Source organism: Abyssisolibacter sp. ZYX002, from assembly GCF_056892235.1.
Genome location: NZ_JARMXH010000001.1, coordinates 772,786 through 792,957 on the forward strand (window position 1 = coordinate 772,786; position 20,172 = coordinate 792,957).

Genomic DNA, 20,172 nt, shown 5'->3' on the forward strand with positions numbered 1-20,172 from the left:
CTAATTAATAAGTTTGAGTATTTTAAGAAATAATAATTTTATTCATAAAAGGTTTTATAAAAAAATATCGTTAATTAGCATTTGAATATAAAACATAATATACTAGGAGGATTAAGAATGGACAAAAAAGTGAAATTAGGTTTTTGGAGTATAGTCCTATTAGGAATTAACTCTATTATTGGTTCAGGAATATTTGGACTCCCAGGTAGTGCATATGCTAAAATGGGACCAGCAAGTATGATGGTACTTATATTTTGTATGGGTTTAGCCATATCTATTGCTCTTTGTTTTGCAGAAGCCGGAAGCTGGTTCGACGAAGATGGTGGTCCATATCTATATGCAAAAGAAGCATTTGGTGATTTTGTAGGTTTTGAAGTTGGTTTTATGAAATGGGCTATAAGTATTATAGCATGGTCAGCAATGGCTAACTTTTTTGCCGTTACATTATCAAAGATTTGGCCATCAGTTGGAAGTGGGTTGCCTAAGAACATAGTCATCAGTATAGTAATAATTGGTCTTGGAATCGTTAACATCCTCGGAGTTAAAGGATCAAAGATACTAAACAATGTTATAACTGTCGGAAAATTAGTTCCTCTTATTTTCTTCATAGCAATAGGTGTATTTTTTATAAAGGGCGGAAACTTTACTCCATTTAAAATAATACCAGAGGGACAAACAACTACAACAGCTTTTGTAGCAGCATCTATTTCATTATTCTATGCATTTACAGGATTTGAATCTATAGCAATGCCTGCTAGAGATATGATAAATGCAAAGAAAAACCTTCCAAGAGCTATAGTAATGGTTATGGGAATAGTATCTATAGTATATTTCTTAATATTAGCAATTAGTATAGGTGTTTTAGGTGGGAAACTTCACGGAGCAACAACTCCAGTTGCAGATGCAGCAGAAGCAATGCTAGGATCACTTGGAGCTTATATAATCACAATTGGTACAGTTATATCTGTAGGTGGTATAAATATAGCAGCTTCATTTACAGCACCTAGAGCAGGAATAGCTTTAGCAGAAAAAGGATACCTACCTAAATTTATAGCAAGAAAAAACAAATTTGACGCTCCATATGTTGCAATCATAATTACAGTTATAGGTTCATGTTTCTTTGCATGGTCTGGTACATTTACTACGTTATTAAAAATAAGCGTTATAACAAGATTTATACAATATATACCAACCTGTATCGCAGTATTAGTATTTAGAAAGAAATTTGCAGGTAAAGAAGTTAACTTCAAAATTCCGGGAGGTCCAATAGTTCCTGTACTTGCTGTATCAGTTAGTGTATGGTTACTATTCAAAGCAGGTATGGCAGATCCAAGTAAAATCATTTGGGGACTTGGAGGATTAGTAGTAGGAGTACCTATCTACTTTATTATGAAAAGTGTAAAAAATCATAGAATTAATTAATATATACAAAATTATAGCATATCTCAAAGTGTAGCTTATATCAAGCTACACTTTTCTGATGTATAGCTATGATGATATTTAGTGTAAGTTAGTAGCAACACATGATTAATATCCAAAAGGTTCACTCAAAAAGATAAGCTATCAAAATTGAATAATTAATTCCTTGATACTTAAGAAAATATGTAACATTTACAACCTCACTGATTAAAAAAGAAAGCCTTCCTAAACTGACTTGGCGTCATTCCTACTATTGATTTGAATACTTTAGAAAAACTACTATGACATGTATAGCCTACTTGCTCTGCAACTAGACTAAGTGATTGGTCTGTTGTTACCAGTAGTTTTTTTGCAGAATTAGTTCTCTGTTGTTGTATATAATATGTTATAGTAATTCCTTCTTTTTCTTTAAAAAGTTGATGGAGTTTACTTCTACTCATACATGCTAATTGAACTAATTCATCAATGGTTATATTTTCGTTAAAGTGTTTATCTATATGTGCTCTAACAAGCTGTAATTTATTCAAGTCAGCTATATTTGCTTGTACTTTTGAGTCATCAAGATTCAAAGATTCTTGATGAGTGAGAATAGTTTCAATAATTCCTAAAATCTTATTTTCTAATATAAAATCTATATAATTACTACCATATAAAAGAGAAGAAATACTATTAATTAACTGGGTAAATTCAGGTGGTTCATTCCATGGAGTCAAAATGTTAGTCATTATGTTAGCAAACTCTTCAATACCTAAACCAGTAAGTGGTTCGATACGTTTGTGGTAATATTCTGGTAAGATAACAATGTTTTTTGAAGCTATATAATCTCCTGGAACGACTTGTAATTCCACAGTTGTTTCACATACATAAAGCGCTATACTTTGACGCTTAGATTCTATGCTGCTACCATACCAGCCTTTAGGATTTGAAGCAGTGTAGTATCCAATACCAATACATTCAGGAGTGTAGTTATTAGATGTGTAAGCTGTCTTGTATTGTGCAGTGTTTGATGTAACAGCAAAACAATTATTAACTGAATATATCCAATAATGTCCTTTTCCTAAGTCTTTATCAAGGCTAAAGTTATAGCCCGGCATATTATTCTTAATATGATGATATCCATTGTCTCTTAAAAAAGTTTTATATACTCTATCAATAAATGTCTGCATTTACTTACCTCACAATATATTATGGCAATTGTCCAGAATGTTTTGGCGGTTATCCACATTTAAATAAAATCGAAGTTTTTGTAAAATAGTAATGTTATACTATAAATGATAACATTTATCAATTAAATTCTAACATGTTATCTTGGTTATGTCAATTTAACTAGGAGGTGAGGAGCTTTTCAATAGTAAAAAGCAGATAAAATCTAAAAAGACAAAGTGAAATATATCATAGTTATTACCCATGCATAAATTTTTAGCTAAGGTTTCTGGCAGGGTCATAGAATTTATAAGTTATCTCTCATACAAATAGTATAGAGGGTAAAACAAGAAAGAGAGGAATTAACATGACAGATAAAAAGGGGCTTTGGGCGATTACAAAACCTATAAATAATTATATGGCAGGTTCAATATTTCTTGCGATGGTCCAAGGAATATTAATGATCTTAGGGAATGTGCTATTAGCAAATATTATCGGAATTATTCTTGGAGGAGAACTTCAGCTGTTTGGTTTAAACTTAACCTTTAGGCAGTCGTTTTGGATTTTAACCACTATAATTATAATCACATTCACTATCCGTTATTACAGCTTTATTGTTTCACACCTTGGTGCATTTAAACTTGAAACCATATTAAGAAAAAATCTCACAAGTCGTTTGGCAGATGTGCCTTTAGGTTATGTGATTACGACAGGAACTGGGTCATTAAAAAAAGTACTTTTAGACGATGTTAAAAGTCTCCATGTTTTTGTTGCAGATAGTATACCAATGATAGGCAAAAGTGCTACAACGCCTATTATATCTTTAATATTAATGTTTATTATTGATTGGCGAATAGCTCTTGTAGCTATAGGTGTACTCATTTTAGGTATGATTCTCATGCATGGAGCGACAAAAGATGATGCAAAACATAGAGGAAGGTATGAACAAAGTCAGTCTGATATTAATAAAGCAGTTATTGAGTTTGTCCAAGCAATGCCTGTTGTAAGAACTTTTGATGATGGAAGCACTTCTTCTAAACGATATAACGTAGCTCTTGAACGATACAGACATTACACGAAAACTTGGATTAATCTCTCAGCAATTCCCGGAAAGATTGCCTTAATCATTTTGAGCCCGTTACCAACATTATTAGCTGTCACAGGTGTAGGCATGGTACTTGTTTTTTCTAATGAACTTAGTTTATCAGGGTTTATAGCAACTATTATGATCAGTACAGGTCTTGCAGAAGCCTTAATGCCACTAATGTGGTTTAGTCAAGCTCTTAAAAAAGCCTATGCATCTGCTATGCGGATTCATGAAACAAATAACTTGCCAATCCTTACAAAACCAAAAGTAACAAAGGTTCCCAGCAACTATGATGTTACATTTAATAATGTTTCTTTTAGCTATAACAATGACCATATTCATGCATTAAAAAACATAAATTTTACAGTACCTGAAAAGACAACATCTGCACTTGTTGGCCCAAGTGGAGCCGGAAAAAGTACGGTAGCTAGATTAATTCCAAGATTCTGGGATGTCATAGAGGGAAGTATTCGTATTGGTGGTATTGATATAAGAGATATGGACTCAAATATATTGATGAATACAGTTTCCTTTGTTTTTCAAGATACTTTTCTTTTTAACGATACACTAGAGAGCAATATTGGTATTGCAAAAACAGATGCAACAAAAAAGCAAATTATTGATGCTGCAAAATCAGCTCAAATTCATGAATTTATTATGAGCTTGCCTAATGGTTATGAAACAATGGCAGGTGATAGAGGTGTCAATCTGTCTGGAGGACAAAAACAAAGAATTACAATAGCAAGAGCAATTCTTAGAGACACACCTATTATTGTTCTTGATGAAGCAACTGCGTTTGCAGATCCTGAAAACGAAGAAGAAATAGTTAAAGCACTTTCTAATCTTATGAGACATAAGACAGTTATCGTTATTGCACATAAGCTATCAACGATTAAAGATGTAGAGCAGATAATTGCTTTTGACAAAGGAAAATTAACAGAAATTGGTACACATGATGAATTACTTGCATCAGGTGGTACCTACGCTAACTTATGGAGAAATTATACATTGGCACAAAACTGGGATGTACATCATAAAGGAGATGCGGTATGAAGAATAGAACGTATACACCACTAAAGCAACTTTATAGACTTACTATTAATGCAACTGGAGAGAAAAAAGACCTGTTTGTACGATCAATAAGATTATTTATTATCGCTTATATAGCACAGGGAACAGTCTTTGCGATGTTCTATCCACTTATAAAACAGCTGTTTTCACCTAACCCTGACAAAAAACAGGTAACGGTAATTTTCGTAGTTATGATAATTACTGGAACTGTTTCATTAATTGCAAAGTGGATGGCACATGACTTCGACTTTTCGGGTAACATTGTAGACATAGCCCATAATCTAAGGATTAGATTAGGTAAAAGTCTGAGAGAAATGCCTCTAGAAACACTAACTGTCTTTAAGACAGGTAAGCTAAATGCTATATTCTCAAATAACGTAGAGGAATCAGTTATAGCAATGGGTACAGTTGCATCTATGATAATAGAGCTAATTTTTGTACCCACAACAATCACTGTAATAACTATGTTAATAGACTGGCGATTAGCATTGTTTATGATAATCATGTTCCCACTCGCGTTACCTCTGTATCATAAAATCAGAAATACAAATGTTTCTGAAAAGTCAGCGTTAAGTAATGCAAATGCAGATTTAGAAGCAAGCTTCATTGAATATATACAAGGTTTACCCGTACTTAAAGCAGTAAATCGTACTGGTGCTAATGCAAAGAAACTGCGATTATCTATTGATGATGTAAGACGTATTCAGGTGTCTGGATTAAGTAGAACACAGTTTCCTTATGCTACTTTAGGTCTTATGATTCAAGCAATTCTTCTTATGTTACTATTCTTTGGAGCATCTTTTGTTTTGGGAAATACATTGGAATTACTAACATTGGCGGCATGCCTACTAATTGTAGCTAGATTAGTTGAACCAATGTCATTATTTGTTTCAGTTATCAATATATTTGAAATGACAGATATTGCACTAAACAATGTAAATGATGTTTTAAACATCAAAGCTCTTGATACTTTGATACCGTTAGAACATTCTAGGGGTTATGAAATTAGTTTTGATAAAGTTGATTTCAGTTATACAGGACAAAATCAAAAAACAATAAAAGAAGTTAGTTTTCAGATAAAGGAAAAAAGTATGACTGCCATTGTAGGTCATTCTGGGTGTGGAAAAACTACATTAACAAAGTTACTTATGCGCTACGCAGATATTCAACAAGGAAGTATTCGTATAGGTGGTGCGGATATTCGTCACATGTCTCAAGTAGAATTAATGAAACATATTTCAGTTGTTTTCCAAGATGTTTATTTGTTTGACGATACAGTGATGAATAATATTCGTATGGATAATTCTAATGTTGCAGATGAAGAAGTTGTTGCTGCTGCTAAGGCTGCCCATTGTAACGATTTTATCAGTAGCCTTCCAAAAGGATATGATACAGCAATTGGAGATATTGGAGGGACACTCTCTGGTGGAGAACGTCAAAGAATTAGTATCGCTAGAGCTATACTTAAAAGAGCGCCAATTGTTATACTTGATGAACCTACAGCTGCACTTGATACAGAAAGTGAAGTATCGGTTCAACAAGCTATTGATAAACTAGTAGAAGACAAAACGGTCATCGTGATAGCACACAGATTATCCTCCATTGTTGGAGCCGATCAGATTCTAGTCATGGACAACGGGGAAATCATTGAAAAAGGCAAACATCATGACCTAATAGCTCTTAAAGGAAAATACTATAAAATGTGGGCAGCCCAACAAAGGGTCAAACCTTGGTCAGTTTAGGAGGTATATATTATGAATAAAAAGACACTTCAATACAACTTAAGAGCAATGTTTACCTACAAGATGGTTGGAGGAATTGTGCATAATACTCTAAAACAAAAAATTGATAGTAAAAGACTAAAGGTGTTTAAACGTGCGATGAAAAAAGAATATAAAGCCATACTAAGAAGAACACCAGCAGTTGAAGATAGTACAATGACAGGCGCATTACTTGGTGGTGCTGTGATGTTTTCAGCACATAAAGCAGATTCTGAATTAGTAGATGAACCAATGTTTGAAAAAATGGTAATAAACTTTGCTAATGCATCGTTTGTAAAGAGGATTTACACAAAGAAAGATGCGTTCTCAGTAAAAGACCATGAGATGAAGTCACGTTTAGCCCTTGAATCACAGCAAATGACCTCTCCGATGAGATGGGTATTTACCCACCAAGTTCTCAAGCATGAATATTACACCACATATACCCAGTGTGGATTATGTGAACTAGCTAAAAAAGAAGGTTGCTTTGAATTGGTTAAATATATGTGTAAGATGGATTACCCATTTACTGATATGATGGGTGGAAAATTGATTCGTACAAAGACTATAGGGAATGGTGATGAAGTTTGTAATTTTCATGTTGTTCCTAAAGAGTAGTTTAGCCAAACTCTAAGTATTTCCCCTTTAGCAGGTATTATATTTCCAAAAAACAGAAAAGAATATCAAAAAAAAATTAGGCAGGTACAGTGATGTATTTGCTTAAACTTTTTTATGATAGTTGATGTCAGCCTTAATAGTATTTTTTTATTAGTGCTATTTCAAATACAAACTTTAATATCTAACAGAGTAACCTAATTATAATATAATTTACTTAAGTTAAATAAATCAAAATATATTTAGACAACATCGCTTTTTTCAACATAATTAGTGTCATTACTCCATAATTTGAAGGAATTGCAAGATGTATGTAGAAATATTATTCAAGGGTTCAAAATATATAGATGTATAGCTATGTCAATTTAAATATCAATTATAAGAGAGGTATAAACATGATAAAAACAATATATAAAGTTGATGAAGTAATTGATTTTGTATGGGAATTAAGTAAGAATGACTTACACGCTAGTTATCCAAGAAATAATTCAATGGAAGATGTCAAGGAAGATATTACAAGAGCTATAAATGAAGATAGCCGAAATATTATAGCTTGTTATCATGATAATGTATTATGTGGAGTATGTATTTATTATTGGATTGATGACGATAAATATACCCAAACATCAGGCTTTTTAATAAGTGAAAACTTTGATGAAATCGCAGAAGAACTAATTGGTTATATAAAAGAGCAATTAGCTGGATATGAACTTTATATAGGTTTACCTACCAGCAATATAAATGCAAACCAATACTTAGAGAAGAAACATTTTAGATGTATAGATTCTTGTACTGTCACATTTTTATACAATTTAGAATCACCTAAAAATCAAAACCATGATTGTATAGAAAAAATTATTGAAAGTAATTTTGAAGCATATGCTAAGTTTCATGACAAACATGCTATTCCTTTAGAGATGTGGTATAATAGCGAACGTTTACTAAAAGATTTAACCAGATTTAGAGTATTTGCTTTTAAGCAAGATGGTGAGATTTGTGCAAGTATTTTTGTTAGGAAAAACAAATATTGTGTAGAAGTTTTTGGTTTATTTATTGACAAAGAATATGAACAAAAAGGTATAGAAAGTGCTTTAATCAATGAAATGCTAATAGAGTTATACAATGAATTTGGCAAGATAGAAGATATTGCATATTTTATTGATGAAAACTCAACAGATGAATTAAATGCGGCTTTACAAGCTGGATTTGAGATCACTGATAAATTCAAAATGTATAAATGCAGATTATAGTTTAATAAAATATATTGGGACAAGCATCATGACTTAGATATATTTATAAAGGAGATTTAATCTATGTTGCCAAATGCTATTATATTTGATTTAGATGATACAATTATATCATTAAAGGGTACAGCTAATGAGACGTGGAAATTGATATGTGATGATTATGCAAAGACTAATAATGTTGTTGATTCTCAAACTCTTTATACAGCTATAACTGATATTAGACTTGCATATTGGAACGATAAAAATAAGAATGATAGAGGAAGAAAAAACCACAAGGAAGCAAGACGAGAAATAATAAGTAATGTATTTGATAAGTTAAATTTGCCAAGAAAAGATAGCATTTTAATTGCAGATATATTTTCAGAAAAGAGACTTGAAGCACTTAGATTCTTTCCAATGGCACAAGAAACGCTAAAAATACTTAAGAAAAAAGGTATAAAATTAGCTCTTATAACAAATGGAGAAGCGAAGATTCAAAGATATAAAATAGAAAAATTTGAGTTAGAAAAATACTTTGATATTATACTGATTGAAACGGAAGTAGGGTATGGTAAACCTGATATAAGAATATATAAGACAGTTATGGACTATATGGATGTTAAACCTAATCAAATATGGTCTATAGGTGATAATCTAATTTGGGATGTTCAAGCACCACAAGAATTGGGGATTTATTCTATTTGGAATGATTTTGAGGAAATAGGTCTTACGGAAGATATAAACATAGTACCCGATAGAATTATAACAAGAATTTATGATATAGTGGAGTAGAGACAGTCTATCATACACTAAACACAAACAATTCATAGTAATTCTCTATACAATAAAACTTCTAGAGCAAATTGCTGTATAGTAAAAGGAGGAAATATTGTAAGTATGAAGTTTATAAAAGTAATTATTAAATTTGTCCTTAAAATTTTGAAATTAAGAATAAAATCCTTAAACCTACTACAGTTGGAGTAAGAATAATATTAATTAAAAATAACAAAGTTCTTTTAGTAAGACATACTTATGATAATTATTGGTATTTGCCTGGAGGTGGAGTAAAAAAGAAAGAATCTTTTGAAAAAGCAATTTGTAGAGAATTAAAAGAAGAGCTAGGAATAGAAATATATGATATGAAATTATTCGGAGTTTATAACAATTTTTATGAAAATAAAAATGATAATATTATAATGTTTGAATCTAAAAAATTTGAAATCCATGACAAAATTAGTATAGAGATTGAAGAATATAAGTTTTGTAAGATAGATGATACTTTAAAAGGTTTATCTCCAGGGACGAGAAGAAGATTAAAAGAGTATTTAGAAGGAAATGACCCCTATTATGGCATGTGGTAAGAGTTAAATTATAACTATAAATGATAATTATACAAGCTTAGTTATGGTTAGTAATATTATATAAAATTATTATACATGTGAATAGGGATATATTAGAAACCCTAACCTATAACTTAAAAGAACAGAATAATTAATGATAAAAGAGGTATAGACATGATAAAAACAATACATAAAGTAGATGAAGTAATTGATTTTGTATTGGAATTAAGTAAGAATGATTTATATGCTAGCTATCCAAGAATGGAGTCAAAGGTAGATATTAAAGAAAACATTGAAAGAACTATCAAATCAGATAATAAAAACATAATAGCTTGTTATCATAATGATGTATTATGTGGGGTATGTATTTATTATTGGATCGATGATGAAAAATATGTTTAAACTACAGGGCTTTTAATAAAAGAAAATTTTGACCAAATTGCAGAAGAATTTATAGGTTATATAAAAGAGTATTTATCTGGTTATGAGCTATTTATAGGTGTACCTACTACTAATATAAATGCAAAACAATATTTTAAGAAAAAGAACTTAAAGTGCAATGAATCTAGTATTGTTACAAGATTATATAATTTAGAGTCTCCAATAAATCAAAACCATGATTGCATAGAAAATATTAATGAAAGTAATTTTAGAGATTATGCTAAGTTTCATGACATACATGCTATTCCTTTAGAGATGTATTATGATAGTTCAAACCTGTTAAAAGATATAGAGAGATTTAGAATATTTGCCTTTAGACAAGATGGAGCAATTCATGCAAGTATTTTTGTTAGGAAAAACGAATATTGCACAGAAGTTTTTGGTCTATTTATTGATAAAGAATATGGAAATAAGGGTATTGAAAGTATTCTGATTAATGAAATGTTAAGTACATTGTATAATGAGTTTGGCATGGTAAAGGAAATTGTATATTTTATTGATGAAAATTCAGCAGATGAATTGAATGCAGCGTTGAAAGCAGGGTTTGAGATAACTGATAAATATAGATCTTATAATTTCATACTTTAATTTACTAAAAGTCCTGTAATTAAAGACTTAAAGCAATTATTGAAAAATATATTTAAAATGATAGAGCGTAAAGGCCATATAGGTTTTGACGCTTTTTTTAATCAATATATTATAAAAGTTATAGTACTGTATTAGGTTTGTCTATTCTAGTAATATAAGAATTACAACTATGAACATAAAAGTGTTGCAAAAAGTGACACTTTAATTCATAGTAACAAAAAGTTACACATAAGAGTGGTAATAAAACACTCTTTGTTTTTTTAGAAAATTAAATATTAGAATTATTAAATGAAATGAGTTAGTATACTAAGGCTCTCAAGAACAATATTATTTATGAAATATAGTTCTAATATATTTATTGTAGAATTTTGGAATAAAAATTGCTATATAAAACTATAATGTTTTTTTACATTGATAAATAAAACTACGGGAGGTATATCTATGATAAATGGTAACGTGAAAAAAATCAAACTAAATGAAGGCTATGAAGTTTACACCCGAAGTGTCGGAAAAGGAAAATTACCAATCCTATTGCTACATGGAGGCCCAGGAGGATGTCACGAATGTTTTGAAGCTATGGAACAGTATATGGATTTGGAGAAATATACATTGATTTATTATGATCAGTTAGGATCATATTATTCAGATCCAGTGGAAGATGATAGTCTGTTAACTCTAGAGCGTTATGTTGATGAAGTAGAGCAGGTTAGAGCTGGATTAGGACTAGAGTACTTTGCTCTGCTTGGACATTCATGGGGAGGTATGTTGGCAATCGAATATGCTTTGAAGTATCAAAATCAGGGATATCTAAAGGGGGTAATAATTTCTAATATGACAGCTAGTAATGACTCCTATGAAAAGGGTCTATCTGAGGTTAGAAAGGATATGCTTGAACCTGAAGAGCTTGCTTATATAGAGGCTATAGAAGCTAAAGAAGATTATGATGATAAACGCTACCAAGAGATTATTTTTCAAAAACTCTATCCACAATGTATATTTAGAGGAGAAGAATGGCCAGCATTTTTTGCACCAGAAAAAATGGCACATAATGTATACAACAAATTTCAAGGCAACAATGAATTTATTGTTACTGGCACATTAAAATCATGGGATAGATGGGACGATCTTAAAGATATCAGCGTTAAAACCATGATAATAGGTGCAAAATATGATACTATGAATGCTAAAGATAAGGAAGAAATGGCAAGTAGGATTCCAAATGCCGAATTATTAATTTGTCCAAAAGGAAGTCACTTTGCTTTTCTAGATGATGTAGAGAATTATTATCCTAGGTTACAGAAATTTTTAGAAACTATATAATAAAAAGAAGGGAGAGTAATTATGAGTGAAAAAGTAGCAACAAATAGTCACAAACAGTTAAGAAAACTTTCTTTGAGTACCAAGTTATTATATGGGGTAGGACAACTTACTGATTCTATATCAGCTAATGTATTTGTGTTTTTCTTTATATTCTTCCTCACCGATATTGCAGGAGTTAAGCCAGCAACAGCTGGACTAGTTTCACTTATAGCAGGTATTTGGGATGCAGTGACGGATCCAATTATAGGATATTATTCTGATAAGATACGATGGAAATGTGGTCGTAGAAGACCATTTATATTGATAGCCTCAGTACCAATAGGGATTGCTTTATGGTTACTGTTTACGGCAGTAAACTTTCCTGAAACTACTAAAACTGTGTATTATATAGGCGTTTCTATGTTTTTTTATACAGCGTATACATGTTATTACGTGCCATTTATGGCTTTAGGTGCAGAAATAACTGATGACTATAATGAACGAACTTCAGTAAGATTCTACTGTCTTGCATTTCAATTATTAGGAGTATTTGTGGCTAGTACAGGTACGATGGTAGTTGTTGATAAATTTGTTGCAATTACTGGATCTACTCAAACCGCATGGTCAATAGCTGCTGGTATTTTTGGTGCAGCATCTACAGTAGCAGCATTAATTAGTTGGAATTATACTAGAGGTAAAGAATCTATAGTAATGGAACCAGAAGAAGAAAAAGGTCAGTCTATCCTAAAAACACTTACAGATGTAGCTAAAATTCGCTCTATTAGATTTCTAGCTATTGCTGTAGCAATTTATGGTATAGGATTTTCAATCACAAGTGGTATTTATATGTATTTAATGAATAGTGTTATGCATCTTGATGGAGATAATCAGGTTGTCTTTTTTACATTTATGTCGATAGTTGGTTTAATTATTATTCCAATTAGTAATATATTAGGGATTAAAATGGGTAAGCGTAAAGCTTATATTTATTTAATTGTCTGTTCTGGAGCTATACAGATGCTTTATTCTTTCTTTGATTTTACTTTTGCATTATTACTCGTATTTTGTGTTGTAGCATCTTTTGGGCATAATAACTACTTTGGATTATTCCAATCCATGATGTATGATTGTTGTGAGGCATATGAGTATAGGACAGGATTAAAAAAAGAAGGGGTTATAACTTCAATCATCTTCCTTTTTCAGAAATTAGGGTTTGCTTTAGGTATGTGGTTAATGGGTTATATTATGGAGCTTACTGGATATATTGGAGATGCTACACAACAAACATCCGAAGCTGTGCGTGGTATAAAAATGCTTGCAACTGTATGTGCACCAGCATTTTTTATAATAAGTGCACTTATTATGACTTTGTATAAACTTGACGGTAAAACCTTTGATGCTCTAAAGGAAGCATTGGCTAAAAAGAAAAATAATGAGCAGTATGATGATAGTAGTTTTAAGGATTTGATTTAAAAAGAAATATTTTACATTGAATAATAATCTATAAGTTTTTTCTCAAACAGTTTAATCAAGAGTATGATGTGGTTACTGTAGCAGGATAGTATGTGTTATAATGGATATAGGAAAAGTGAAGAATGGGAGGCAAGTTCATGAAACATGGCTATTCAAATGAAAGAGACATATATCTTCAGACTTTATGGGAGAATTTTATGAACAATAACCCAATTAAGCAGGCTGATTTATCTCATTATGTTAAATCCTCCTGGAATAGATCACGAACCATGGGTATTCATCATAATCACAAAGGCAGAGATATTCCATTCATGACACAGATTTTTAGCAAAGAAGAATTGCGGCGCTTATTTTTACATTTAATTAGTAACCAAAAACTAAAAAATTTGTTAGATTATTTAAAGCAACTTAATTGTACTATTACTATATACAATGAACAATGTTTATATATAGCTTGTCTCTATGCACAAGGCAATGATATGAAGGATAAAAAGCATGTATTTGAGAATATGTCTGAGGCTGTGATTGGTACAAATGCTGTAGCTTGTTGTGTTAATGAAAGGATACCTTGTAGTGTCATTGGAGGAGAACATTATATTTCAAGCTTGAAGTACACTGCAGGATATGCAGCACCCTATACTGATGGTGAAGGACGATTATTAGGGGTAATCTATGTAGTAGCAGATGTTGAAGCTTGTGATGAGCAAATGATGATTGTTGCTAAGCAATTGGCAGAATTGTTCGATAAACACGGTTTTTTACATGAAACTTTGAATACTATTCAGCTATATATAAAGATTTTAGAAGGAATTACAGAACACACCCATGAGGGCACGTTTTTTATAGATGAATTTAATGTAGTGCACGGTTACAATCAAAAAGCTTTGGAAATGTTGGACATTGATAAGTCATCTAGTAACTTTAAAAAGGAAATTCTTAATAAGCTAAAAAAGATGAACGCATACAGAGCTGTTGATTTTGAAGAGCAACTTGTGTTTTTGCAGACTGAAAAAAGACGAAAATCTTTTTTAGCATCTAATCAAACAATAACTCTTTTAAATCGGCCAGTAGGGACTTTGGTATCTATTATGGACATTGAAGGTATGTCCAAATGGCATAATAAAATAAAAGGTAATAGAGCAACCTATAACTTTAAGAATATTATTGGCGATACTAAAGTAATGACACAACTAAAAACTATGGCAAAGCGTGTTGCAGAGACATCTTCTAATGTTATGATATATGGCGAAAGTGGAACTGGTAAGGAACTTTTAGCACAAGCCATTCATAATGCAAGCTTAAGGAAAAAACGTCCATTTGTTGCTATCAACTGCGGAGCTATGCCATTGGAATTAATAGAAAGCGAACTCTTTGGTTATGAGGCTGGAACATTTACTGGTGCATCTAAAAGTGGTAAAATCGGAAAGATAGAGTTCGCATCAGGTGGAACTTTATTTTTAGATGAAATAGAGAGTATGCCGTTAAGTGTCCAAATTAAGCTATTACGAGTGCTTTCAACTAACAGGATTACTCGTTTAGGCGGTGTAGATGAGATACCAGTTAATCTTCGGATTATAGCAGCTACTAAAAAAAATTTACTTAAAGAATCTACCTTGGGTAAATTTAGAGCAGATTTATATTACAGAATTCAAATTATAGAACTAAAAATTCCTCATTTACGTGATCGGAAAGAGGATATCCCTTTGATTACAAGGCATTTAGTTAGAGAATTTTCGCAGAACTTAAACTTAAAGCCTGTAATCTGGTCTAATACTTTCATGGATGCTTTAATTGCTTATGATTGGCCAGGGAATGTACGTGAACTCAGCAATATCGTTGAAAGAGCATTGATCATCAAAGAAAATGAAGAAATATTGACCTTAGATCACCTTACGGATGATATAGTTAGTCATTATATGTTTCGTAAGATTATAGATCAAGAAAAACAAATAGTAAAACAGGATAAAGAAGAGGGTTTGTACTATAGGTTTGAGAGATTCTTGCTTAATAAAATTTTAGAAGAAGAGCAAGGAAATATTACAGCTGCAGCTAAGAGATTGGGAATCAGTCGTCAAACTCTTTATCGAAAGCTACGATGGTAAATTGTTATTAGATATTGAAAAGAAAATGATTGTAACATTTTGAAACAATATTAAGTAAAAAATTATTAGAAATAAAACTCTTGATGAGTTTTATTTTTTTAAGTAGGGGTAGGTACAATATGTTGAATTAAGAAGGAAAAGTTTAAAAGGTGGTTTATATAAAATGAGTAGGAGGTAAGTATGTTTCTTTTACAGATGGCAGGATATCCAGCTAGTGGAAAATCTACGTTAGCTATAAAGATTGCAGATAAACTTAGTTCTGTAGTAGTAATAGATAGAGATATCATAAAATCAGCTATGATGGATGAAGGAGTTCGCGATAGTGTTATTAATAAAGCATCTTACAAAGTGATGTTTGATTTAGCTAATCAATATCTAAGACAAGGAATGAGCGTTATAATAGATACGCCATGTTACTACGAAGAATCATTGATTAGTGGTATTAATATAGCAAAAAATAATGGAGCTACTTATAAGTATATAGAATGTAGAGTAGAAGATTACAAGGTTATAGAGCACCGTATATATAATAGAGAAAAGTATATCAGCCAAATTGATACAACATCTTTAGATAGATATAATAAAAGCTCAAATAAATCAATAAGACCTAGTAAATATAATTATATGATAGTAGATACAACTTCGTATAACAGCTATAGTTTAGATGATATAATAAAGTATCTTGTAAATAAAGGGGGAAAAATTTAAATGAACAAAAAGATTGGCATTTTTTCAGCGAATATACTTACATTGACGATAATAATCTTTTTCAGTACTTTATTACTATCGTTGATAAATAGGACACAAATGATTGACATGCTCTCATATGCTACTTGTATATTATTGTCATGGTCATATATCATAGTAACAATAGTCTCTAGTTATCTTTGTGGAAAAAAGCATAAAGTAGCAAGTGAAGTAGGTAAATCTTTTGGTATTATATATTCTGTGTTCGTAAGTTTGACATATTTTACACAGCTAACTATTATAAATAATGGTACTTTATCAAGTGAACTCATGAATCTATTTGATTACACAAATACAGGCAATTGGATGTTTAGTATAAATCTTATTGGTTATGGGATAATGGCAGTATCGACATACTTTGTAGGAGTATCAATACAGCCAAAGAATAAGTGTGATAGTGTTTTGAAATTGATACTACAAATACATGGTATATTTGTAGTATGTATAGCACTACCTATGACTAAACTATTTGTAGGAGATAACGATAGTCAGACAATAGGCACACTAGCTCTAATGGCATGGTGTATGATGTTTATACCAATACCATTATTGTTTGCTAGGAGATTTAAAAAGGAATTTAAATAATTTTAAAAGAATTTTTTCATAGGTATCATAAATGTCCAAGGTATTGTTATAATTGCTATAGTAAGAGATAACTTAAACCTAAGCATTGCATCTTCTATATACTTAAAGGTAAAGCGATGATTTAAGATATAGATTAAAAAACCAACTATAAGCATAGCTAATGCGACTATCATAAAACCATATATATTACTAAATGGATTAATCATTATAGAGTTAGTGATACCATTAGGCAAGTAATCATCAAATAACGTTACAGTAACAAACAATAATAACGCACCAATAAAATCTGCAACAAAGCCAAATATAAATACCTTAAATATATTCTTAAAGCAGAAGGTTTTTAAAGGATATTGGCATTTAACCTTGTATATGTAATAACATAATATTAGCACTAACAAATCAATTATAAAATTTCCGCATATAGTAACAAAGATAACTGGCGGTAAAAATAATATCATCCACAGTGGAAATATAACATTGTAAAGCTTTATTTTACTCATAAAACACCTCCATAATATTTATTAACATAATGTTATAATAAATTTAATTCGATGTAAATAAATTTACTCTCATTAGTTAATTTTATTAAATAATATAGTTAAAGTACATTAATTTTTTCTAATATTATTAAGCACATTAGAATATAACATTTTTTTATATGTTTTTAGAAAAATATACTATTTATACTGTTAAAATTGGATTATTTATTGTAAAATAAGTATAGTTAAAATAAGTGGAATAGGAGGTGGTTGATTGATTAAAGCGGACATGCATATACATAGTACTATGTCAGACGGAATATTAAATCCAAAAGAAATTATATCATGGGCTAAACACAAAAATATTAATGCTATATCTATCACTGATCATGATACATTGGCAGGATTAAAGGAAGCTTTAGAATATATCGAGAGAGATGGTATGATCTTAATACCGGGTGTAGAACTTAGTTGTATATATAATGGATATGAAGTACATCTGCTAGGATATTGTTTTGATTACCAATCATCTAAAATAAAAAACGTGCTTGATAATATAAGAGAGGCAAGAGCTAGTAGAGCAGTCAAAATGGTAAATAAGCTAAAGGATATAGGTATAGACATAGATTATAAAACTATGAAGGCAAAATATGATCCGTCTACGGCTTTAGGAAGGCCACATATAGCAAGAGAGTTACATAGTTTAGGATATGTAAAGGATGTAGATGAAGCGTTTAAAAAATACTTACTTGAAGGAAAAAAGGCTTTTGTACCAAGGTATAAGCTTTCATTACAAGATGGCATAGATTTGATACATAATGATGGTGGAATTGCAGTTCTAGCTCATCCTGGGCTTTTAGAGATAGACTATAGTATATTACTAAACAGATTTAATATTGACGGCATAGAAATTTATCATCCACAGAACAATAAGCGTGTAAGGAATGAATTATTACATATAGCAAAAAGAAAAAACATGATAATAACAGGCGGTTCAGATTTTCATGATGTATTTATTGATGATGAACCTAGCTTGGGAAACTATACTGTAGATTTAGAAAAAAGATGTAAGATAGAAAATAATATTTGTGTAGAAATATATAAATAGAAAGAGGTGTAGTATGACTGATAAAAGGAATAGACAATTCCCTACAAAGATAAGTACAACAGCATTTGTAAAGCTTTATATACTACATCTGTTGTCAGAAAAAAGTTGTTATGGGAATGAAATAATAGAAAAAATCAAAACTAGATTAAATTACAAATGGGAGCCTAGTCCTGGCATGGTTTATCCACTTCTTAGACAATTAGAGCAAGATGAGTATTTATTAGGTTGGTGGGAAGAGCCAGAAAGAAGAACTATAAGACATTACAAGATAACAGATAAAGGACATAAACAATACGAACATCTAAGACTTTATTATGAAAAGAGCTTTTATGATTCACTGGCTATACTAAATACAATAATGAAAGATATTTATAAAAAATAATATAAACATATAGTGGAGGCGATATATTATGAAACTAAAATTATCAGAAAAACTAAGTAGTATCAATCCATCAGTAACATTAACTATAAGTTCAAAAGCTAAAGAACTAAAGGCTAATGGTGTAGATGTAATAAGTTTTGCTCCAGGTGAGCCGGATTTTAATACACCAGTAAATATTCAAGATGAAGCGATATCTTCAATAAGAGAAGGGAAAATTAAATATACAGCTGCTTCTGGATTATTAGAGTTAAAAAAGGCTATATGCAATAAATTGGAAAAAGATAATAACATAAAGTATGAGCCTAAAAATATATTGATATCTAATGGAGCTAAGCAATGTTTGTATAATTCGTTATGTGCAATACTTAATGAGGGTGACGAAGTTATAGTTGTAGCGCCTTATTGGGTAAGTTATTATGAATTGATAATGTTAGCTGGCGGAAAACCAGTTATCATTGAAACTAAGGAAGAAGATGATTTTAAGCCTACAGTTGAAATCCTTAAAAAAACTATAACTAACAAAACAAAAGCTATGATTATCAATACACCAAATAATCCTACTGGGACAGTATATAGCAAAGAAGAACTAATAGCTTTAGGAGATATAGCTATAGAAAATAATATGTTCATAGTAGCAGATGAAATATATGAAAAACTAATATATGATGGAGCTAAACATTTTAGCATTGCTTCAATTGATAAATACAAGGATAATACATTAGTTATAAATGGTATGTCTAAAGCATACTCAATGACTGGTTGGAGATTAGGTTATGTAGCAGCTCACGAAGATATAATCAAGCTCATAAATAACTTCCAAAGCCATACTACATCAAATGCGTGTACTATATCTCAATATGCTAGTATAGAGGCTCTCAATGGAAATCAAAGCAAGATAGAAGAGATGAGAAAAGCTTTTGATGAGAGAAGAAAGTACATGGTAGATGCAATAAATGATATAAAAGGACTATCTTGCAGAAAACCTCTTGGAGCATTCTATGTTATGGTTAATATAAAAGACATGAAAGGAACTTCTATAAGAGGAAAGAAAATAGAATCATCACTAGATTTCTGCAATGTGCTACTAGATGAAGCAAAAGTTGCAACTATACCAGGAAGTGCATTTGGTACTGATGATTATATAAGAATGTCTTATGCAACATCATATGATAACATCAAGAATGGGATACAGAGAATTAAAGAATTAGTAGAAGAATAAAAAATAAGCTCTTTGAATAGCTAGTATATTTACTTGCTAATCAAAGAGCATTTTTAATGAATAAAATTAGTCTTATCTATAGATTTTG

At 30.8% G+C, this 20,172-nt stretch carries 19 protein-coding genes; 17 read left to right on the top strand and 2 right to left on the bottom strand.

Annotation, left to right across the window (positions count from 1 at the left end):
- The first annotated feature begins 117 nt into the window (after window positions 1-117).
- The gene (locus P3X86_RS03440; protein ID WP_483291228.1) at window positions 118-1,422 is read left to right on the top strand and encodes an APC family permease; all 1,305 of its coding nucleotides are present in this window, start codon (window positions 118-120) and stop codon (window positions 1,420-1,422) included.
- Between the two features lie 197 nt (window positions 1,423-1,619).
- On the opposite strand, the gene P3X86_RS03445 is transcribed toward P3X86_RS03440, so the two are convergent.
- Window positions 1,620-2,585 (bottom strand): helix-turn-helix domain-containing protein, encoded by a 966-nt coding sequence (locus tag P3X86_RS03445; RefSeq protein ID WP_483291229.1) that lies wholly within the window; start codon window positions 2,583-2,585, stop codon window positions 1,620-1,622.
- A 344-nt stretch (window positions 2,586-2,929) separates the two neighbouring features.
- Between P3X86_RS03445 and P3X86_RS03450 the strand changes: the two genes are divergently transcribed.
- The 13 genes from P3X86_RS03450 to P3X86_RS03510 all read left to right on the top strand — a co-directional run bounded on the left by P3X86_RS03450 (window position 2,930) and on the right by P3X86_RS03510 (window position 16,896).
- A complete protein-coding gene (locus P3X86_RS03450) occupies window positions 2,930-4,702 on the top strand; it encodes an ABC transporter ATP-binding protein (protein WP_483291230.1) in 1,773 nt (590 codons plus the stop codon).
- Complete coding sequence (locus P3X86_RS03455) at window positions 4,699-6,462, top strand: ABC transporter ATP-binding protein (protein ID WP_483291231.1); 1,764 nt, start codon at window positions 4,699-4,701, stop codon at window positions 6,460-6,462. The genes P3X86_RS03450 and P3X86_RS03455 overlap by 4 nt, the downstream gene beginning before the upstream one ends.
- A gap of 12 nt (window positions 6,463-6,474) precedes the next feature.
- Complete coding sequence (locus P3X86_RS03460; RefSeq protein ID WP_483291232.1) at window positions 6,475-7,098, top strand: L-2-amino-thiazoline-4-carboxylic acid hydrolase; 624 nt, start codon at window positions 6,475-6,477, stop codon at window positions 7,096-7,098.
- A gap of 392 nt (window positions 7,099-7,490) precedes the next feature.
- Entirely contained in the window at window positions 7,491-8,345 is an 855-nt protein-coding gene (locus P3X86_RS03465; protein WP_483291233.1) for a GNAT family N-acetyltransferase, read from the top strand.
- A 63-nt stretch (window positions 8,346-8,408) separates the two neighbouring features.
- On the top strand, window positions 8,409-9,113 hold the full coding sequence (locus P3X86_RS03470) for an HAD family hydrolase (protein WP_483291234.1): 705 nt from the start codon (window positions 8,409-8,411) through the stop codon (window positions 9,111-9,113).
- A gap of 164 nt (window positions 9,114-9,277) precedes the next feature.
- On the top strand, window positions 9,278-9,682 hold the full coding sequence (locus P3X86_RS03475) for an NUDIX domain-containing protein (protein ID WP_483291733.1): 405 nt from the start codon (window positions 9,278-9,280) through the stop codon (window positions 9,680-9,682).
- 153 nt (window positions 9,683-9,835) lie between these two features.
- The gene (locus tag P3X86_RS03480) at window positions 9,836-10,063 is read left to right on the top strand and encodes a hypothetical protein (protein ID WP_483291235.1); all 228 of its coding nucleotides are present in this window, start codon (window positions 9,836-9,838) and stop codon (window positions 10,061-10,063) included.
- Between the two features lie 294 nt (window positions 10,064-10,357).
- Window positions 10,358-10,690, top strand: a complete 333-nt coding sequence (locus P3X86_RS03485; protein ID WP_483291236.1) for a hypothetical protein — start codon at window positions 10,358-10,360, stop codon at window positions 10,688-10,690.
- A gap of 441 nt (window positions 10,691-11,131) precedes the next feature.
- The gene (locus tag P3X86_RS03490; RefSeq protein WP_483291237.1) at window positions 11,132-12,010 is read left to right on the top strand and encodes a proline iminopeptidase-family hydrolase; all 879 of its coding nucleotides are present in this window, start codon (window positions 11,132-11,134) and stop codon (window positions 12,008-12,010) included.
- Between the two features lie 21 nt (window positions 12,011-12,031).
- The gene (locus P3X86_RS03495) at window positions 12,032-13,462 is read left to right on the top strand and encodes an MFS transporter (RefSeq protein ID WP_483291238.1); all 1,431 of its coding nucleotides are present in this window, start codon (window positions 12,032-12,034) and stop codon (window positions 13,460-13,462) included.
- A 137-nt stretch (window positions 13,463-13,599) separates the two neighbouring features.
- Window positions 13,600-15,564 carry a sigma-54 interaction domain-containing protein gene (locus tag P3X86_RS03500; protein ID WP_483291239.1) on the top strand — a complete coding sequence of 655 codons (1,965 nt, stop codon included), beginning with the start codon at window positions 13,600-13,602 and terminating at the stop codon, window positions 15,562-15,564.
- Window positions 15,565-15,744: 180 nt separating this feature from the next.
- Window positions 15,745-16,272 carry a P-loop nucleotide/nucleoside kinase family protein gene (locus P3X86_RS03505; protein ID WP_483291240.1) on the top strand — a complete coding sequence of 176 codons (528 nt, stop codon included), beginning with the start codon at window positions 15,745-15,747 and terminating at the stop codon, window positions 16,270-16,272.
- The gene (locus P3X86_RS03510) at window positions 16,273-16,896 is read left to right on the top strand and encodes a hypothetical protein (RefSeq protein ID WP_483291241.1); all 624 of its coding nucleotides are present in this window, start codon (window positions 16,273-16,275) and stop codon (window positions 16,894-16,896) included.
- Between the two features lie 2 nt (window positions 16,897-16,898).
- On the opposite strand, the gene P3X86_RS03515 is transcribed toward P3X86_RS03510, so the two are convergent.
- Window positions 16,899-17,396, bottom strand: coding sequence for a hypothetical protein (locus P3X86_RS03515; RefSeq protein ID WP_483291242.1), 498 nt, complete (start codon window positions 17,394-17,396; stop codon window positions 16,899-16,901).
- A gap of 253 nt (window positions 17,397-17,649) precedes the next feature.
- Between P3X86_RS03515 and P3X86_RS03520 the strand changes: the two genes are divergently transcribed.
- The 3 genes from P3X86_RS03520 to P3X86_RS03530 are packed head-to-tail and all read left to right on the top strand — an operon-like array spanning window position 17,650 to window position 20,084.
- Window positions 17,650-18,483 (top strand): PHP domain-containing protein, encoded by an 834-nt coding sequence (locus P3X86_RS03520; protein WP_483291243.1) that lies wholly within the window; start codon window positions 17,650-17,652, stop codon window positions 18,481-18,483.
- 13 nt (window positions 18,484-18,496) lie between these two features.
- Window positions 18,497-18,865 (top strand): PadR family transcriptional regulator, encoded by a 369-nt coding sequence (locus tag P3X86_RS03525; RefSeq protein ID WP_483291244.1) that lies wholly within the window; start codon window positions 18,497-18,499, stop codon window positions 18,863-18,865.
- A gap of 28 nt (window positions 18,866-18,893) precedes the next feature.
- Entirely contained in the window at window positions 18,894-20,084 is a 1,191-nt protein-coding gene (locus tag P3X86_RS03530; RefSeq protein ID WP_483291245.1) for a pyridoxal phosphate-dependent aminotransferase, read from the top strand.
- The last annotated feature ends 88 nt before the right edge of the window (window positions 20,085-20,172 follow it).

Coding starts and splice junctions, on each gene's coding strand:
- P3X86_RS03445 (WP_483291229.1), bottom strand. CDS start 2,585: ATGCAGACATTTATTGATAGAGTATATAAAACTTTTTTAAGAGACAAT.
- P3X86_RS03505 (WP_483291240.1), top strand. CDS start 15,745: ATGTTTCTTTTACAGATGGCAGGATATCCAGCTAGTGGAAAATCTACG.
- P3X86_RS03465 (WP_483291233.1), top strand. CDS start 7,491: ATGATAAAAACAATATATAAAGTTGATGAAGTAATTGATTTTGTATGG.
- P3X86_RS03455 (WP_483291231.1), top strand. CDS start 4,699: ATGAAGAATAGAACGTATACACCACTAAAGCAACTTTATAGACTTACT.
- P3X86_RS03490 (WP_483291237.1), top strand. CDS start 11,132: ATGATAAATGGTAACGTGAAAAAAATCAAACTAAATGAAGGCTATGAA.
- P3X86_RS03500 (WP_483291239.1), top strand. CDS start 13,600: ATGAAACATGGCTATTCAAATGAAAGAGACATATATCTTCAGACTTTA.
- P3X86_RS03525 (WP_483291244.1), top strand. CDS start 18,497: ATGACTGATAAAAGGAATAGACAATTCCCTACAAAGATAAGTACAACA.
- P3X86_RS03470 (WP_483291234.1), top strand. CDS start 8,409: ATGTTGCCAAATGCTATTATATTTGATTTAGATGATACAATTATATCA.
- P3X86_RS03440 (WP_483291228.1), top strand. CDS start 118: ATGGACAAAAAAGTGAAATTAGGTTTTTGGAGTATAGTCCTATTAGGA.
- P3X86_RS03485 (WP_483291236.1), top strand. CDS start 10,358: ATGTATTATGATAGTTCAAACCTGTTAAAAGATATAGAGAGATTTAGA.
- P3X86_RS03510 (WP_483291241.1), top strand. CDS start 16,273: ATGAACAAAAAGATTGGCATTTTTTCAGCGAATATACTTACATTGACG.
- P3X86_RS03480 (WP_483291235.1), top strand. CDS start 9,836: ATGATAAAAACAATACATAAAGTAGATGAAGTAATTGATTTTGTATTG.
- P3X86_RS03495 (WP_483291238.1), top strand. CDS start 12,032: ATGAGTGAAAAAGTAGCAACAAATAGTCACAAACAGTTAAGAAAACTT.
- P3X86_RS03515 (WP_483291242.1), bottom strand. CDS start 17,396: ATGAGTAAAATAAAGCTTTACAATGTTATATTTCCACTGTGGATGATA.
- P3X86_RS03450 (WP_483291230.1), top strand. CDS start 2,930: ATGACAGATAAAAAGGGGCTTTGGGCGATTACAAAACCTATAAATAAT.
- P3X86_RS03530 (WP_483291245.1), top strand. CDS start 18,894: ATGAAACTAAAATTATCAGAAAAACTAAGTAGTATCAATCCATCAGTA.
- P3X86_RS03460 (WP_483291232.1), top strand. CDS start 6,475: ATGAATAAAAAGACACTTCAATACAACTTAAGAGCAATGTTTACCTAC.